The sequence below is a fragment of the Actinoplanes campanulatus genome (genome assembly GCF_014647795.1).
GTDB classification, from domain to species: Bacteria; Actinomycetota; Actinomycetes; order Mycobacteriales; family Micromonosporaceae; genus Actinoplanes; species Actinoplanes campanulatus.
Window position 1 is genome coordinate 90,411 of record NZ_BMPW01000002.1, and the last position, 16,629, is coordinate 107,039.

Genomic DNA, 16,629 nt, shown 5'->3' on the forward strand with positions numbered 1-16,629 from the left:
CTATACCGCCGGGCTCGCCGCGGCGAGCCGTTCGTTCCGGAGGCGCTCGCTCCAGGTGTCGTCGAGGGGCGTGAGCCTATCCGCCCCGGTGGACCAGCGAAGGAGCAGATCGGCTATCGCCGGGTTGCGGGCCAGCGCCGGGCCGTGCGAATACGTCCCCAGGATCTTGCCCGCCCAGGCGCCCTCGGTCTGGCCGTCGTTGCCGATGCCGCCGGTCACCCGGGCGAGTGGTGCGGCGTGCGCGCCCAGATGGGTACGCCCGCCGTGGTTCTCGAATCCGGTCAGTGGAGGCAGGCCGAGTCGTGGGTCGATGTCACCGCGCAACTCGCCGACCGCCCGGGTCTCGCCCCGGTCGGAGGTGATGTCGAGCAGTCCCAGCCCGGCGCACTTGGCCCCCTTGGCATAGAACGAGTGACCGAGAAGCTGGTAACCCGCGCAGATGGAGAGGATCGCGGCGCCCTGGTTGACCGCCTGGTGCAGGCCACCGTCGGCGAGCAGGCGCTGAGCCGCCAGTGCCTGGGGGCCGTCCTCGCCGCCGCCGATCAGGTAGATGTCGGCGCTGTTCGGCATCCGCTGGTCGGACCGGACCTCGTAGGTCTCCACCGGGATGCCGCGGTCGGCGGCCCGGCGGGCGAGGATGAGCAGGTTGCCCCGGTCGCCGTACGTCGACAGCAGATCCGGGTAGATCCACACGATCCGCAGGGACTCAGTTGACACGGTCCAACTCCGCTCGAATGTCCTGGAACGCCGTGTAGTTGGCGATCACCTCGAGGCGGCCGGGCGGAACGGACCGCAGCGCCTCGTCGAAACTGTTTACGTGCCGGAAGGGCACGTGGTTCACCTGGAGGCGGACCGCCAGGTCGAACGCCCGGTCACCGGTGATCAGCACCGGCCGGTCGCGCAGCGGCGAGAAATCAACGTCGTAGAGCCACGACGTGTCCAGGCCGTCGGGGTCGCGGGCGTTGATGGAGAGCAGTGTCGGCGCCTGGTCGGCCATGTCGAAGGCCTCCAGCCAGCTTGCCGGGTTCTTCGCCAGCAACAAGCGGATGTTGCGGCCGTCACGGTCGACCTGTGCATACCGTCCGGCGATCGACGCCACCCGGGAGAGCCGGGGGAGCGCCTCTATCGGGCGGACCCCGAACTCGCCGGCCACGGCCAGCGCGGTGGCGGCGTTACCGATGTTCACCCGGCCGGGCAGCTGGAGTTTCACCAGGTGCCAGTCGCCGCGGGGATCGATCACGCCCTCGTCCTCGACCACCCACTGCGGGCGCGGGCGGCGCAGCGGGCAGCCGGTGCACCACCAGTCGCCGCCGGACCGCTCGATCGGGTGGCCGCTCTCCGGGCAGACGAACGAGTCGTCGTGCCAGCGCTGGCCGGCGCTGAACCAGGTGGTCTGCGGGCTGCTGCTGGCCGCCCACACCACCATCGGGTCGTCGGCGTTGGCGACCACCCGGATGTCGGGGTGGCCGGCCAGCGTGGTCTTCCACAGCTGCGCCATCATGGCCACCTCCTTCGCCCGGTCGAGCTGGTCGCGGGAGAGGTTGAGCAGGGCCACCACCTTGGGCCGGGTCTGGTCGATGACCTGGGGCAGGTAGTGCTCGTCCACCTCCAGCACGGCGAACGGGGTGTGCCCCTCCTTCGCCAGCGCCGAGGTGTGGCCGGTCGGCATGTTGGCGCCGAACGAGTTGGTGGCGACCCGGCCGAGCACGCCGACGGCGGCCGCGGTGAGCCGGGTCGTGGTGGTCTTGCCGTTGGTGCCGGAGACCAGCGCGACGGCGCGGCCCGACGCGAGGTGGGCGAGGAGATCGGGGTCGATCTTCAGACCGATCCAGCCACCGATCACCGAGCCGTCGCCGCGACCGGCGGCCCTGGAGAGCGCGGCCGCGGTCTTCGACACGGAGGTCGCGACCTTGGCGATGAGAGGCATTCCGTCCGTCACGCCAGCGAGGGTACCGGACGCGAAGGTTACGTCGAGTTGCCAGACGGTCAAGATCACCGACCACTTCGGCTTTTCCGAGGTCCGGACGATTCGGACGTGCTCCCAACAGGGTGACGGACTTTTTCTGTGTCCTGATTCACCCGTAACCCTCGACCGAGCGTTATTAGATAGGCACATTGCGTAGCGGCATTTGTCTCGCCGAGGTAACAAATTGGACAGCGCCAAATATGCCAAACACGGAGAGTCATCAATGTGGCGCTGACGATCATGGCCGAATTCAGGTACCAAAGATTCGCCGGCGGCACACCGCCCGCCGGCCGCACCGGACCGGTTCACGCCGAGCCCTGCCCCGGACCGGACGGTGCGACACCGCAGTTGGCCAGACCACGACAAGGCAATCGGGGGCAGGGACGGGGGACCCATTTCTGGTCTCTCCCGCGCCACCCGGCTTCCACGGGTGACGGAGCCGGGAGCGACCTCGGGGTGAAGCCGCACCCACCCGCGGCCGGGCATGCCTTCCCGCCCGAACCCGACAGCTAACCTCGCAGGCGTGCCGGAGGGATCTCTTTACCGTGCACGAACACAGTTCGCGCCGGCGTCGTCGCACGTCCGTCGGCACCGGTACCGTCGCACTGTCCCTGGGGCTCTGCCTCTGCGCCGGCCAGTTGGTCGCCGCATCACCGGCGGCGGCCGCGACCGCCACCGTCACCCCGGTCACCGCCAGTGCGGCAGCCGCGAAGATCACGCCCCAGATCGCCACGAAGGCCAGCACCCGTAGCCTGGCCTGGGGCTCCACTCTCAAGGTCACCGCCAAGGTGATCGACCCGGCCACCGGCCAGGTCGCCAAGGGCACGGTCCGTCTCCAGGGCTGGAGCAACGGCGCCTGGCGTACCTGGGACACCGACACCGTCAAGGGCGGCGCGGTCACGCTGACCGCGAAGCCGACCAAGACGGTGTGGGTCCGGACTCTGTTCACCGGGACCGGGTACAACCAGCAGGCCACCAACAAGATGAAGGTCACGGTCCGCGCCAGTGGCGCCAAGGTCCTGGCCGAGGCCAAGAAGCACAAGGGCGCGCTGTACCTGTTCGGTGCGGCCGGCCCGAAGCGCTTCGACTGCTCGGGCTTCACCAAGTACGTCTACAAGAAGGCGGCCGGCAAGAGCCTGCCGCACAAGGCGAACTCGCAGCAGAAGTACGGCAAGTCCGTCTCGAAGAGCAACAAGCGGATCGGCGACCTGATCATCTTCCGCAACGGGTCGTACGGCTACCACGCCGGGATCTACGCCGGGAACGGCTACGTCTACGACTCGCCGCACAGCGGGGCCCGGGTCGGCAAGCACAAGATCTGGAACAAGAACTACGTGGTGCGGCGCCTCGTCGCCTAGGGCCCGTAGTAGTAGTAAGGAACAGCGCGGTGGGGTGTGACCCGGTTCGGGTCACACCCCACAGGCGTCTCCACATTCCTCCACACACCCGCCCTCAACGCTCCGGGGGCGGGTGTTTTCGTACCCGGAGCGCCCGATGTCGGAAACCGGACGGGGTTGATCATGCGCTGGGCCCTCCACTCCACTCCACCACCTGTGAACAGGGGTTTCGTCCGCGAAAAGGCCTCGCGAGCGATCGCTTTCGGGTTGCAGGTGGAGGGAAGTGGAGTAGAGTGGGGCGCAGTGGCAGGGGCGGAGGAGCGCAGCCGGACCTGCCGGCCCGAGTTGACAGGCGGTCCACTCCCTCCGCGAAGGAGCGGGCGCCACGGCAAAGGGGTGGGGGCCGATGTTCCTCGGCACGCACACTCCGCGCCTCGACGAGAAGGGCCGGCTGATCCTCCCGGCGAAGTTCCGTGATGAGCTGGCGGGAGGTGTCGTGATCACGAAGGGGCAGGAACGCTGTCTTTACGTGTTCCCGATGCCGGAGTTCCAGCGCATCGCCGGCCAGCTCCGTGAGGCGCCGGTGACGAACAAGGCGGCCCGGGCATACAGCCGGGTGTTCTTCGCCAGTGCGCATGACGAGGTGCCCGACAGGCAAGGCAGAGTGACCATTCCTGCCCATTTGCGGGAGTATGCCAGTCTTGGTCGCGATCTGGTGGTGATCGGCGCGAGCACCCGGGTCGAGATCTGGGACAAGCAGTCCTGGGATGACTACCTCTCGGCGAGCGAGGAAGAGTTCGCCGGCATCGAGGAGGGGGTGCTGCCCGGCGGACTGTAGGGCGTGGCACTCGGTGGGCCGCCGCGACGGCCCGGATCGTCCGAGGGTTGTTCACGACCTTCCGTGAGTAGCGGATCGGGTGACGGTGAGGCTCCGGTCTCCACCGTCGTGAACAATCCTCGATGCCGCCGTACTGCGAGATCTCCAGCCGCTCCCGCTCCTGGCGCCTCTTCCCCGGCGCCAGGCGTGTGTCCGGAGCCGGTTCACCGGCGTCGGACAGAGCGGATGGGGATCTGGCGGTACGGAGGGCGGACCGGGCCGGAACGGCAGTAACTGAACAACCGGGTGAGACGCGGACGGGTAAGGCAACTTGGGGGGCGACATGGGGGAGCCGCGGGGCACACACGTGCCGGTGCTGCTCGAGCGCTGCGTTGAACTGCTCGCTCCCGCTCTGGAGTTGCCGGGCGCCGTCCACGTCGATTTCACGCTGGGTCTGGGCGGGCACGCCGAAGCGGTCCTGGAGCGGTTTCCGGACGTGGTCCTGGTCGGACTCGACCGGGACACCGAGGCGCTGGCGCACGCGCGGCACCGCCTCATCCGGTTCGGCGACCGGACTCGTCTGGTGCACGCCGTCTACGACGAACTGCCCCGGGTTCTCGCCGAGCTGGACATCCCGGCGATCCACAGCGGACTGTTCGACCTCGGGGTGTCCTCGTTGCAGCTGGACGAGGCGGACCGCGGGTTCGCGTACGCGCAGGACGCCCCACTGGACATGCGGATGGACCAGTCCCGCGGGGTGACCGCCGAGGAGATCGTCAACGAGTACGCGCCGGGTGAGCTGGTGCGCATCCTGCGGCAGTACGGCGAGGAGAAGTTCGCGCCGCGGGTCGTCTCGTCGATCGTGCGCGAGCGGGCGAAGGGCCGGATCACGTCGACCGCCCGTCTGGCCGAGCTGGTGAAGGACGCCATCCCGGCCGCCGCGCGGCGAACGGGTGGAAATCCGGCAAAAAGGACATTTCAGGCACTACGCATTGAGGTGAACGGCGAGCTGGAAGTGCTCGAGCGAGCGGTTCCTGCTGCTTTGGACGTGTTGGCGCCCAAGGGGCGTCTTGTGGTGATGAGTTATCAATCGTTGGAGGACAGGATCGTCAAGCGCGAACTCACCGCGAGGTCGCGCAGTACCGGGCCGGTCGACCTTCCGGTCGAACTGCCCGGGACCGGTCCCAGTCTGCGGCTGCTGACCCGTGGGTCCGAGCCGCCCAGCGAGGCGGAGGTGGCGGAGAACCCGAGGGCGGCCTCGGTGAAGCTGCGCGCCGTGGAACGGATCGACGAGCAGGAGCAGAGCCGTAAGCACAACCAGGCAGTCGGGGCGGTCCGCGAACGGCCCCGGATGTCTACAACTCGCGGGGGACGAGGGCGGTTACGCCCGGGGGCGAACGAGGTAGAGGGGGAGGGACGAGCATGAGCGAGCGATCCGAAGCGCCGCGGCCGGGGGGCCGATCGGCGCAACCGCGCGACAACGCCGGGGTGAGCCGCGATGCCGAGACCGGGCGCAACGGTGTGCGGGGGGCACGCCGGTCGTCCGGGAGTTCCGACACGCGCCGGTCAGGGATCCGGGGCCGGAGCGCGGGTAAGCCGGCTGCTTCGGTCGACGGAGCCACCGCGCTGAACATCGAGGTGACCGGCGACGCGCCGCCGATCACGGGCCGCGCCCGGCTGTGGGTCGCGCCGCCGCTGCCGATCCGCGCGCCACGGGCCACCTTCGCGGCGGCCGTGATCGCCGTGGTCCTGGTCGGTGTGGTCGGCATCCTGCTGATCAACACCAAGACCGTGGAGCGGTCCTTCCGGCTCGACGCGCTCCGCAAGGAGAAGGTGGCGCTCGACAAGCAGCAGCAGGAGCTGGACCGGCAGCTGGTCGAGAAGTCCGGTCCGGGCAGCCTGGCCGCGGCGGCCCGCCGGCTCGGTCTGGTGCCGGCCGACTCGCCCGCGGTGATCTGGCTGCCGGAGGGCACCATCGTCCGGACGCCGGTGCCGGGCAAGGGCGACCGGCCCCCGACCGCGTCGGATGACCTGAGCCGGGCGGGCACGCCGTCCGCGGGCGCCGGGGAGTAGGCCGGCATGACGCCGCGAGACGAGGACGAGGCACCGCGCCGGGGCAAACAGCCCCGGCGCGGTTCGTCACGTGACCTGCCGGGCGACGAGCAGCCCGACGACCCCCGGGAGGGCCGGCGCGGCTTCTCCAGCATCGGGGAGGCGCGGGCGTACACCCCGCGCGGCCGGACCGTGGCCGAGCGGGGGCGCCTGCCACGTACCGGGGGCCGCAACGCCGACCCGTTCCGGCCGGCGCTACAGGTGCTCGACGGGGGCGAGAGCGGCCAGCGGACCCGTGGTCGCGGCCGCCCGGCCGAGCAGCCGCCCGCTCCCCGGGAGAGCAAGGCCGACAAACCCCGGGAGAGCAAGGCCGGCAAACCCCGCGAGAGCAAGGTGGACAAGCCCCGGGGCGGCAGGGCCGACAAACCCCGGGCCGCGGACAAACCCCGGGAACGGCAACCGGAGCGGCGTGAACGCGAGTCGTCCACGCGTACCAGGAATGCCCGTACCGGAAACGGCGGAGCCGGACCACGACGGACCGTGGCCAGCCGGCCCAAGCCGGTCCCGGCGGAGCCGCCGAAGCTCGCCAACAGCACCCGCCGGCTGCGGCTCGGCACCGTGCTCGCGCTGTCGTTGTTCGTCACCATCGGGGTCCGTCTCGTGGTGCTCCAGGTGGCGACCTCCCCGGAGGAGGCGGAGAGCCTGCTCAAGCTTCGGGAGAACCGGCTCAGCACGGTGGCGCTGCCGGCGCCGCGCGGCAGCATCCTGGACCGGGACGGCCACGTGCTCGCGCACAGCGTGGAGGCGCGCTACGTCTACGTGGACCCGGAGAACGAGGACCTGCGCAAGGACGTGGCCGGCACGGCGGCCAAGCTGGCGCCGCTGCTCGGCATCCGGCAGTCCGAGCTGCTCGAGGACATGCGGCGCAAGCAGGTGCTCGGCAAGTGGCTGAAGTTCCGCTACCTGGCCCGTGGTGTGCCGGTCGCGGTGGCCGACGAGATCGAGGAGCTGGGCCTGCCCGGCATCTACACGCACTCCGACGAGCGGCGTGACGTGCCCGGCCGGGACCTCGCGGCGAACCTGATCGGCTTCACCGGCGACGACCACCACGGTCTCGAGGGGCTGGAGGCGCGCTACGACGACCTGCTGCACGGCACCGACGGCAAGCGGGTCTTCGAGGTCGGCACCGGCAAGAAGCTGAACCTGCCGATCCCGAGCGGATTCCAGCAGGAGACATCGGCCCAGCCGGGCAGCTCGCTCCAGCTCACCATCGACCAGGACCTCCAGTACCAGGTGCAGCGGGTGCTCAACACGGCCGGCCGCAAGCAGAACGCGACGGTGGGCAGCGCCGTGGTGCTGGACATCAAGACCGGCGAGGTGCTGGCCCAGGCCAGTTACCCGCCCTACAACGCCGCGGACGCCGAGAAGTACGACGCCGACGAGCGGATCGACGCGGCCAGCAGCATCGTCACCGACCCGGGGTCGAGCCACAAGGCGTTCATCTTCGGCGCGGCCCTCCAGGAGGGTCTGATCAAGCCGGACGAGCTCATCGAGATCGGTCCGGCGATCAAGAAGGGCGACACCAAGTTCGAGGACACCCATCCGCAGGACACCGGCACCCGGATGACCCTGCCGGGGCTGATGGCCTATTCGTCGAACGTCGGCACGATCCTGATCGCCGACCGGCTCGGCAAGGAGAAGGTCTACGAGTACCAGCGGAAGTTCGGGCTGGGGAAGGCCACCGGCGAGGGGATGCCCGGCGAGGCCGAGGGCGAGCTGCTCGAGCCGGAGGACTGGAGCGGCTCCTCGTACGGCTCGGTGCCGATCGGCCACAGCGTCTCGGCGACCCTGATCCAGATGGCGGCCGGGTTCGCGGCCATCGCTAACGACGGTGTCTACATCCAGCCGCACCTGATCAAGGCGACCATCTCCGGCGAGGACGGCGAGGTGACCCCGGCCGCCGCGCCGGAGACGCACCGGGTGCTGGACACCGACGTGGCCCGCCAGCTGCGCCTGATCATGGAGGCGGTCGTGGACGTCGACGGCGGCACCGGTGGCGCGGCCGCGGTCCAGGGCTACCGGGTGGCGGGCAAGACCGGCACCGGCAAGATGCTCATCGACGGCCAGTACACCAGCCACAACGCCAGCTCCTTCATCGGCATGGCGCCGGCCGACAATCCGCGGTACGTGATCGGCGTATCGATGGACGTGCGGGAGGGTGGCGGCGGTGACGTGGCGGCCCCGGCGTTCAGCGAGATGATGAACTACACCCTTCTTCATAACCATGTGCCACCGTCCGGTAGCAAGGTGCCGAAGTTCAAGATCAAGGAGTGAAGCGGGTCGCATGGCGTTGACAGCAAGTCCCCGGGTACGGGGTAGGGTCTGACGCCGTGTCCGGCATTCCACGTCCCGAGACCGTCACGCCGTGCCTGATGACGCGGCTGGCGGAGCTGATACCGGCAGAGCTGACCGGCGGTGACGTCCCGGTCACCGGTATCACCCACAGTAGCGGTGCGGTTCGTCCGGGCGATCTCTACGCGGCCCTGCCCGGCGCCAACCGGCACGGCGCGGAGTTCATCGCGGACGCCGCCCGGTCCGGCGCGGTGGCCGTCCTGACCGACCCGGCCGGGTTGCCCGCCGCGCTCGCCGCGGGGCTGCCCGCGCTCGTCGCCGCCGACCCGCGGGCGGTGCTCGGCGCCGCGTCGGCGGCGATCTACGGGGAGCCGTCCCGCGGGCTCACCATGATCGGCGTGACCGGCACGGCCGGGAAGACCTCCACGTCGTACCTGGTCGAGTCGGGCCTGCGGGCCGCCGGGCTGGTGACCGGCCTGGTCGGCACGGTGGAGACCCGTCTCGGCGACCTGGTGGTCAAGAGCGTCCGCACCACCCCGGAGGCCACCGACCTGCAGGCGGTCCTCGCCGCCTCCCTGGAGCGCGGCGTCCAGGCCGTGGTCATGGAGGTCTCCAGCCACGCGCTGGTGATGGGCCGGGCCGACGGGATCCGGTTCGCCGCCGCCGGGTACACCAACTTCGGCCAGGACCACCTGGACTTCCACCCGACCTCGGAGGAGTATTTCGCGGCCAAGGCCCGGCTCTTCGACGGCCGGTCCGCAGTGGCGGTGCTCAACCACGACGACCCGGCCGTGATGGGCCTGTTCCGCGAGGGGACGATCACCTACTCGGCGGCCGGGGACACGGCGGCCACCTGGTGGGCCTCCGACGTGCGGCCGTCCGAATTCGGTCAGCGGTTCACGGCACACGGCCCGGACGGCCTGACCGTCGCGACCGGGGTGGCGCTGCCCGGCCTGCACAACGTGGCGAACGCGCTGCTCGCGCTGGCCCTGCTGGTCGCCGTCGGTATCGACCCGGCGGTCGCGGGCGAGGGCATCGCGGCCTGCCGGGGCGTGCCCGGCCGTCTGGAGCAGGTCGAGGCGCCCGGCGAGGTCCTCGGTGTGGTCGACTACGCGCACAAGCCGAACGCCATCGTGGCGGCGCTGGCCGCGCTGCGCGAGCTGGCCACGGCGCGCGGTGGGCGGCTGGTCTGCGTGATCGGCGCCGGCGGCGACCGGGACAAGGGCAAACGGCCGTTGATGGGGGCGGCCGCGGCGCAGGGCGCCGACCTGGTGATCATCACCGATGACAACCCCAGGACCGAAGACCCGGCATCCGTACGCCACGCGGTGCGCGCGGGCGCGGAAGAGGCGCCGACGGCCGCGAAGGTCATCGAGGTGGCCGGACGGCGGGCGGCGATCGAGGAGGCGGTCCGGCAGGCCGTCGCCGGTGACGTGATCGCGGTGCTCGGCAAGGGCAACGAACAGGGCCAGGAGGTGAACGGTCAGGTGCTGCCGTTCGACGACCGGATCGAGCTCGCCCAGGCGCTGGAGGCTCACGCATGATCCCGCTCCCGCTCGGCGAGATCGCCGAGATCACCGGTGGCCGGGTGACCGGCGGCGACCCGTCGGTGATCGTGACCGGCCCGGTCGAGTACGACTCCCGCAAGATCGGCCCGGGCGGTCTGTTCGTGGCGTTCGCGGGGGAGAAGGTGGACGGCCACGACTTCGCGGGCGTCGCGATCGAGCGGGGCGCCGCCGCGGTCCTGGGCTCCCGGGACACCGGCGTGCCCGGCGTCGTGGTCGAGGACCCGCTGGCCGCCCTGGCCGCCCTGGCCCGGGTGGTGGTCGCCCGGCTGGACAAGCTGACCGTGGTGGGCCTGACCGGGTCGTCCGGCAAGACCACCACCAAGGACTACATCGGCCAGCTGCTGTCCCGGCTGGGGCCGACGGTGGCGCCGGCCGGGTCGCTCAACAACGAGCTCGGTTTTCCGTACACGGTGTTGCAGGCGACCGAGGAGACCCGGTTCCTGGTGCTGGAGATGGGCGCCCGGGGGATCGGGCACATCCACTACCTGACCGAGATCGCCCAGCCGTCGATCGGTGTGGTGCTGAACGTGGGCGCCGCGCACATCGGCGAGTTCGGCTCCGTGGAGGGCACCGCCCGGGCCAAGGGGGAGCTGGTCGAGGCGCTGCCGTCGTCCGGCACCGCGATCCTGAACGCGGACGATCCGCTGGTGGCGGCGATGGCGTCGCGTACCTCGGCCACCGTGGTGCTGGTCGGGTCCCGGGGCGGCTTGACAGCTTCGGATATATCGCTCAATTCCGCCGGCCGCGCCACCTACCGGCTCTCCGATGGCTCTCAAATCGGAGATGTCCGGCTTTCCGTGGCGGGGGAGCACCAGGTGGCCAACACGCTCGCGGCGGGCGCCGTGGCGCTGGCCGCCGGCATGGACTTCGGTGACCTGGTGGCGGCGCTCGGCGAGGTCGGGATCGTCTCCGGCCGCCGGATGGACGTCTTCACCCGGCCGGACGGGATCGTCGTCATCGACGACTCCTACAACGCCAACCCCTCGTCGACCGCGGCCGCGCTGCGGGCGCTGGCGTCGATGGGTTCCGGAAAGCGCACCACCGCCGTGCTCGGCTACATGGCCGAGCTCGGCGAGTTCGAGGTGTCCGGGCACGCCGAGGTCGGGCGGCTCGCCGCCGAGCTGGGCGTGGACCGGCTGATCGCGGTCGCCGGCGAGGCCAGTCCGATTCTGGACGGTGCGGCCGGCGTGGCCGGGTGGCGGGGCACGGGGCACTTCGCCGCCGACCAGGCCGCCGCGATCGAGATTCTGCAACAGGACCTGCACGCCGACGACGTCGTGCTGGTCAAGGGTTCCCGGTACCGCACATGGGATGTCGCCGACTGGCTGCGGCACCCCGAGGAGGTTCAGCCCACGTGAGGGCAGTCATCGTCGCGGCCGCGGTCGCCTTTCTCATCTCGCTCTTCGGCACCCCGATCGCGATCCGGGTCTTCTCGGCGCTCAAGGCCGGTCAGCCGATCCGCACCATCGGCCCGCAGACCCACCTGGGCAAGCGGGGCACCCCGACGATGGGCGGCGTGGCGTTCATCCTCGCCACCGTCCTGGCGTACGTCGCCGGGCACGTGGCCCTGACCACGCTCCCGGAGCGGCAGATCGCCCAGGAGAAGCCGACCATGACCGCGCTGGTCCTGCTCGGCGTCTTCGTCTTCTGTGGCGCGGTCGGCTTCATGGACGACTTCCTCAAGGTCCGCAAGCGCAACTCGGACGGTCTCAGCGCCAAGGGCAAGTTGCTCGGCCAGTTGCTGATCGGCACCGGCTTCGGCATCGCGGCCCTGTACTTCCCGAGCACCAACGGGCAGACCGTGGCCAGCGAGCAGATCTCCTTCATCCGGGACGTGAGCTGGCTGGACGTCGGCAAGGTCGGCTCGGTCATGGTGTTCGTCTTCGTCATCATGGCGATGTCGAACGGCGTGAACCTCACCGACGGCCTCGACGGCCTGGCCACCGGCGCCTCGATCCTGGTGCTCGGCGCGTACTCGCTGATCGGGTTCTGGCAGTACCGGCACTGGTGCGGTGACAACGACTACGTCGGTCAGGCGGGCTCGCTCACCGCGCAGCACTGTTATCAGGTCCGGGACCCACTCGAGATCGCGATGATCGCCGCGGCGGCCGCGGCGGCCTGCGTCGGCTTCCTCTGGTGGAACACCAACCCGGCCCGGATCTTCATGGGCGACACCGGCGCGCTGGCGCTGGGCGGCCTGATCGGCGGCCTCGCGGTGGCCACCCGGACCACCCTGCTGTCGGTCATCATCGGCGGTCTCTTCGTGATCATCACGATGTCCGTGGTCATCCAGATCATCTCGTTCAAGACCACCGGCAAGCGGGTCTTCCGGATGTCGCCGTTGCAGCACCACTTCGAGCTGGCCGGCTGGAGCGAGGTCAACATCGTGGTCCGGTTCTGGATCATCGCGGGCATCTGCGCCGCCATCGGTCTGGGCCTGTTCTACAGCGACCACCTGGCGGTCATGGGATAGATCTCCCCCGCGACACGCCATCGACGTGACGCGGCGGAAGGTGGACATCGGACGAAGATGGGGGTATGGCGGACGACCGTATCCAGAAAGCGGCCCGCCCGTCACTGAGCCGGCAGCTGCTGCCCGCGGTGCACGGGCTGCTGGCCAGACCCCTGTCGTCGTACTACCTGCTGATCAGCAGCTGCACCCTGCTGCTGCTGATCGGCCTCACCATGGTCTTCTCGGCGACCTCCGTGAAGGCGTACGCCGAAAAGGGCAACGCCTTCACGGACATCAGCAGCCAGGCGGTGTACGCGCTGCTCGGCCTGGTCGCCTTCTGGATCTGCCAGCGACTGCCCGCGGTCACGTTGCGGGTGCTCGGCCGGGGCCTGCTCGTCATCTCCGTCCTTCTGCTCGCCCTCCTCGCCGCGATGATCGCGCTGGCCTCGCTGGGTGTGCTGATCCGGAACGCCGACGGCGACCCGACGCTCGGCCCGCTCGTAGCCCATTTGAACTGGCTGTACTTCGGCCCGGTCAGCATGCAGCCGGGCGAGCTGGCCAAACTCGCCATGGTGTTGTGGGGCGCTGACGTGATCGCCCGCAAGGGACCGCTGCTCGGTCACTGGCGGGAACTGGCCATGCCGCTGTTCCCGGTGATCGGCCTGCTCTTCGTCCTGGTCGGCTACAACGACCTGGGCACCATGCTGGTGCTGCTGGCGCTGATCGTCGGCCTGCTCTGGGCGGCCGGGGTGCGGCTGCGGGTCTTCGGCGCGCTGGGTGTGCTGGGCCTGGCCGGCGTCGGCCTGCTGATCGCGGCCGCCTCCCGCGGCGCCGGGTCGGGCGCGGCGGACGCGGAGAACTACCGGTGGCGCCGGCTGACCGCCTTCATGGAGCCGCTGGAGAACTGCGACACCACCACCGAGGCCGGGCGCTGGTGCTACCAGCTCATCCAGGGCCGGTCGGCGATCTTCGAGGGCGGCTGGTTCGGGGTCGGCCTGGGCAAGAGCGCGCTCAAGTGGGGCTACGTCCCGGAGGCCGGCAACGACTTCATCTTCGCGATCGTGGCCGAGGAACTGGGCGTCGTCGGCTGCGGCGTGGTGCTGGTGCTGCTGTCGGTGCTGGCGTACACCGGCTTCCGGATCGCCCGCCGGGTGACCGACCCGTTCCGCCGCCTCGCGGCCACCGCGATCACCTCCTGGCTGGTCGCCCAGGCCGTGATCAACATGGGCGGCGTGGTGAAGCTGCTGCCCATCACCGGCCTTCCGCTACCGTTCATCTCCGCAGGTGGCAGCGCCCTGATCGTCACCATGGCGGCGATCGGGATGCTGGCGTCCTTCGCCCGTGCGGAACCGGACGCGTCCCGTGCCCTGAACGCCCGTCCGACGCCGCGATGGGTGCGGCTAGTCTGGGCCCCGCTGCCGCCGCTCCCCCCGCCGCGGCGGCCGGGACAGCAGCGCCCGCCTGCCCAGAAGAAGGCCGGCAGGGCACCCGAAACCTCGGGGGGCGGAAGGAGACGGTGATGGGTCCGCTGCGGTCGGTCGTTCTCGCCGGAGGAGGCACCGGTGGGCACATCTATCCGCTGCTCGCCTTCGCCGATGCTCTGCGGCGCCACTTCCCCCAGATTCGGATCACCACGCTGGGCAGCCCCAAGGGCATGGAGAACCAGCTGATCCCGGCCGCCGGTTACGATCTGCGGTCCATCCCGGCGTTCCAGCTGCCCCGGTCGCTCAACCTCGACCTGCTGCGCACCCCGGACCGGATGTACCGGTCCGCCCACGCGGCCGGCGAGATCATCGACGAGGTGGAGGCCGAGGTGGTGGTCGGCTTCGGGGGGTACGTGTCGGTGCCCGCCTACCTGGCCGCCTGGCGCCGGGAACTGCCCATCGTGATCCACGAGGTGAACGTTCCGCCGGGCGTGGCCAACCGGATGGGCATGAAGTTCACCAAGCGCGTCGCCGTCGGGTTCCCGCACCAGCTGGAGCAGGCCGAGGCGCTGCGCAACGCCCGGCTGGTCGGCGTGCCGCTGCGCACCGGGATCACCCACATGGACCGGCCGGCGCTGCGCCCCCAGGCCCTGTACCACTTCGGACTGCGGCCGGACCTGCCGGTGCTCTTCGTCTCCGGCGGCTCCTCCGGCGCTCGTACGATCAATCTGGCCGTGGCCGCCGCGGCCAAGCGCCTGGCCCACGCCGGCATCCAGGTGCTGCACGTGCAGGGCGGGCGCAACGACCCGTTCGAGGTGCCGAACGACCTGCCCGTGCCCTATGTCGTCGTGCCCTACCTGTCGGACATGCAGCTCGGCTACGCTGCCGCCGACCTGATGCTCTGCCGGGGAGGTGCGATCACGGTGGCCGAGACCACCGCGCTCGGCATGCCGGCGATCTATGTGCCGTACCCGTTCAGTAACCAGGAGCAGCGCCGCAACGCGCTGCCGGTGGTGGAGGCGGGCGGTGGCCTGCTGGTGGACAACAGCGAGCTGACGCCGGACTGGATCGAGCGCAACATCATCCCGCTGGCGCGGGACCGGCAGCGGCTGGCCCAGATGGGCACGGCGGCGGCGGGTTACGGCCGGCGTGACGGTGACGAGCAGCTCCTGCGCTTCGTTCTCGAAGCGGTGAGCTGATGCTGCGGATTGAGGGAGTGGAACTGTGAACACGGCGGAGCTGACGCCGGCCGGTGAGATGACCGCCGAGGACCTGGGCAGCGTGCACCTGATCGGGATCGGCGGGGTCGGCATGGCCGGCCTGGCCCGGCTCCTGTTGACGCGGGGCGTGCCGGTCTCCGGCAGCGAGCTGCGGGAGTGGCCGGCCCTGGCCGCCCTGCGGGCGCTCGGCGGCACGGTGCACATGGCACACGAGGCGTCCAACCTGGACGGCGTGGACACCGTGGTCTACTCGACCGCGATCCCGCAGGACCACGTGGAGATGGTCGAGGCGCGCCGCCGCGGGCTGCGCGTGCTGCACCGCTCCGAGGCGCTGGCCGCGACGATGACCAACCGGCAGACCATCGCGGTGGCCGGCACCCACGGCAAGACCACCACGACGTCGATCATGACGGTGATCCTGCAGCACGCCGGGCACGACCCGTCGTTCGTGATCGGCGGCGAGATGTCGGCCGCCGGGTCGAACGGGCACCACGGCACCGGGCCGCACTTCGTGGCCGAGGCGGACGAGCACGACCGCTCGTTCCTCATCTACCGGCCGCATGTCGCGATCATCACCAACATCGAGGGCGACCACCTCAACAACTGGGGTGACCTGGAGACGCTGAAGGCCGGGTTCCTCGAGTTCGGCTCGCTGGCCGACGGGTTCGTGGTGACCTGCGCCGACGGGCCGGGCACCGAGGAGCTGATCGCCGGGCTGCGGGCGGCCGGGAAGACCGTCTACACGTACGGCGAGTCGGCGGGCGCGGACCTGCGGATCTTCGACGTCGTCTCGTCGGTGAGCGGGGTCCGCTACCGGGCCGAGCTGGACGGTGCGCCGCTCGGCGAGTTCAAGCTGGCGCTGCCCGGCACCCACATGGGCCTGAACAGCGCGGCCACCGTGCTCACCGCCCTGAAGCTGGGCCTGCCGCTGGAGAAGGTGGTCGAGGCGCTGGAGTCGTTCCCGGGGGTCCGGCGGCGCTTCGAGCGCAAGGGCATCGCGGCGGGCGTGCGGGTGTACGACGAGTACGCGTACCACCCGACCTCGGTGAAGGCCGCGCTCCGGACGCTGCGGGAGGTGGCCGGGGACGGCCGGCTGCTCGTGGTGTTCCAGCCGTACCGGGTGTACCGGACCCGGGACCTGGAGGCCGAGCTGGCCGACGGACTCCAGGTGGCCGACGAGGTGATCTGCATGGAGGTGTTCGGTCCGGGCGAGACCCGCGGCCCGGGCGAGGGCGGCCGGGCGCTGACCGCGGCGATCGACCTGCCCGACGAGCACAAGGTCTTCGTGCCGGACTGGCAGGACGTGCCGGCCGAGGTGGTCCGGCGAAGCCGTCCGGGCGACGTGGTGGTGACCATGGGGGCGCCCCCGATCTCGCTGATGGGCGACGAGCTGCTGGCCGCGCTGGCCGAGGCGGACCAGCAGCCGGACCTGGCCCGGTAG

13 protein-coding genes and 1 riboswitch are annotated in these 16,629 nt (G+C 70.6%); of the genes, 11 read left to right on the forward strand and 2 right to left on the reverse strand.

Annotated features, from left to right (window positions below):
• Together IEZ13_RS05270 and IEZ13_RS05275 are read right to left on the reverse strand one after the other, a co-directional pair.
• Entirely contained in the window at positions 1–717 is a 717-nt protein-coding gene (locus tag IEZ13_RS05270) for a type 1 glutamine amidotransferase (protein ID WP_183217397.1), read from the reverse strand.
• Positions 707–1,927, reverse strand: a complete 1,221-nt coding sequence (locus tag IEZ13_RS05275; protein ID WP_183218328.1) for a Mur ligase family protein — start codon at positions 1,925–1,927, stop codon at positions 707–709. The genes IEZ13_RS05270 and IEZ13_RS05275 overlap by 11 nt, the downstream gene beginning before the upstream one ends.
• A gap of 440 nt (positions 1,928–2,367) precedes the next feature.
• A riboswitch (cyclic di-AMP (ydaO/yuaA leader) is annotated at positions 2,368–2,505 on the forward strand.
• Positions 2,506–2,511: 6 nt separating this feature from the next.
• Between IEZ13_RS05275 and IEZ13_RS05280 the strand changes: the two genes are divergently transcribed.
• The 11 genes from IEZ13_RS05280 (at position 2,512) to murC (ending at position 16,629) form a co-directional block, all read left to right on the forward strand.
• Positions 2,512–3,324: a C40 family peptidase gene (locus tag IEZ13_RS05280; RefSeq protein WP_229794467.1), complete on the forward strand. Its 813-nt coding sequence runs from the start codon at positions 2,512–2,514 to the stop codon at positions 3,322–3,324.
• A 385-nt stretch (positions 3,325–3,709) separates the two neighbouring features.
• A complete protein-coding gene (mraZ, locus tag IEZ13_RS05285; RefSeq protein ID WP_183217399.1) occupies positions 3,710–4,141 on the forward strand; it encodes a division/cell wall cluster transcriptional repressor MraZ in 432 nt (143 codons plus the stop codon).
• A gap of 310 nt (positions 4,142–4,451) precedes the next feature.
• A complete protein-coding gene (gene rsmH / locus IEZ13_RS05290; RefSeq protein WP_183217401.1) occupies positions 4,452–5,546 on the forward strand; it encodes a 16S rRNA (cytosine(1402)-N(4))-methyltransferase RsmH in 1,095 nt (364 codons plus the stop codon).
• Positions 5,547–5,608: 62 nt separating this feature from the next.
• Complete coding sequence (ftsL, locus tag IEZ13_RS05295; protein ID WP_189285728.1) at positions 5,609–6,193, forward strand: cell division protein FtsL; 585 nt, start codon at positions 5,609–5,611, stop codon at positions 6,191–6,193.
• 6 nt (positions 6,194–6,199) lie between these two features.
• Complete coding sequence (locus tag IEZ13_RS05300; RefSeq protein WP_183217405.1) at positions 6,200–8,506, forward strand: peptidoglycan D,D-transpeptidase FtsI family protein; 2,307 nt, start codon at positions 6,200–6,202, stop codon at positions 8,504–8,506.
• Positions 8,507–8,562: 56 nt separating this feature from the next.
• Entirely contained in the window at positions 8,563–10,068 is a 1,506-nt protein-coding gene (locus tag IEZ13_RS05305) for a UDP-N-acetylmuramoyl-L-alanyl-D-glutamate--2,6-diaminopimelate ligase (protein ID WP_372441839.1), read from the forward strand.
• A complete protein-coding gene (locus IEZ13_RS05310) occupies positions 10,065–11,450 on the forward strand; it encodes a UDP-N-acetylmuramoyl-tripeptide--D-alanyl-D-alanine ligase (protein WP_183217407.1) in 1,386 nt (461 codons plus the stop codon). The genes IEZ13_RS05305 and IEZ13_RS05310 overlap by 4 nt, the downstream gene beginning before the upstream one ends.
• Positions 11,447–12,565: a phospho-N-acetylmuramoyl-pentapeptide-transferase gene (gene mraY, locus IEZ13_RS05315; RefSeq protein WP_183217409.1), complete on the forward strand. Its 1,119-nt coding sequence runs from the start codon at positions 11,447–11,449 to the stop codon at positions 12,563–12,565. The genes IEZ13_RS05310 and mraY overlap by 4 nt, the downstream gene beginning before the upstream one ends.
• 65 nt (positions 12,566–12,630) lie before the next feature.
• Positions 12,631–14,064: an FtsW/RodA/SpoVE family cell cycle protein gene (locus tag IEZ13_RS05320; RefSeq protein WP_183217411.1), complete on the forward strand. Its 1,434-nt coding sequence runs from the start codon at positions 12,631–12,633 to the stop codon at positions 14,062–14,064.
• Entirely contained in the window at positions 14,064–15,167 is a 1,104-nt protein-coding gene (gene murG / locus IEZ13_RS05325) for an undecaprenyldiphospho-muramoylpentapeptide beta-N-acetylglucosaminyltransferase (RefSeq protein ID WP_183217413.1), read from the forward strand. The genes IEZ13_RS05320 and murG overlap by 1 nt, the downstream gene beginning before the upstream one ends.
• A 25-nt stretch (positions 15,168–15,192) precedes the next feature.
• Positions 15,193–16,629 carry a UDP-N-acetylmuramate--L-alanine ligase gene (murC, locus tag IEZ13_RS05330; protein WP_183217414.1) on the forward strand — a complete coding sequence of 479 codons (1,437 nt, stop codon included), beginning with the start codon at positions 15,193–15,195 and terminating at the stop codon, positions 16,627–16,629.

Coding starts and splice junctions, on each gene's coding strand:
- IEZ13_RS05320 (WP_183217411.1), top strand. CDS start 12,631: ATGGCGGACGACCGTATCCAGAAAGCGGCCCGCCCGTCACTGAGCCGG.
- mraZ (WP_183217399.1), top strand. CDS start 3,710: ATGTTCCTCGGCACGCACACTCCGCGCCTCGACGAGAAGGGCCGGCTG.
- murG (WP_183217413.1), top strand. CDS start 14,064: ATGGGTCCGCTGCGGTCGGTCGTTCTCGCCGGAGGAGGCACCGGTGGG.
- IEZ13_RS05275 (WP_183218328.1), bottom strand. CDS start 1,927: ATGCCTCTCATCGCCAAGGTCGCGACCTCCGTGTCGAAGACCGCGGCC.
- IEZ13_RS05300 (WP_183217405.1), top strand. CDS start 6,200: ATGACGCCGCGAGACGAGGACGAGGCACCGCGCCGGGGCAAACAGCCC.
- IEZ13_RS05310 (WP_183217407.1), top strand. CDS start 10,065: ATGATCCCGCTCCCGCTCGGCGAGATCGCCGAGATCACCGGTGGCCGG.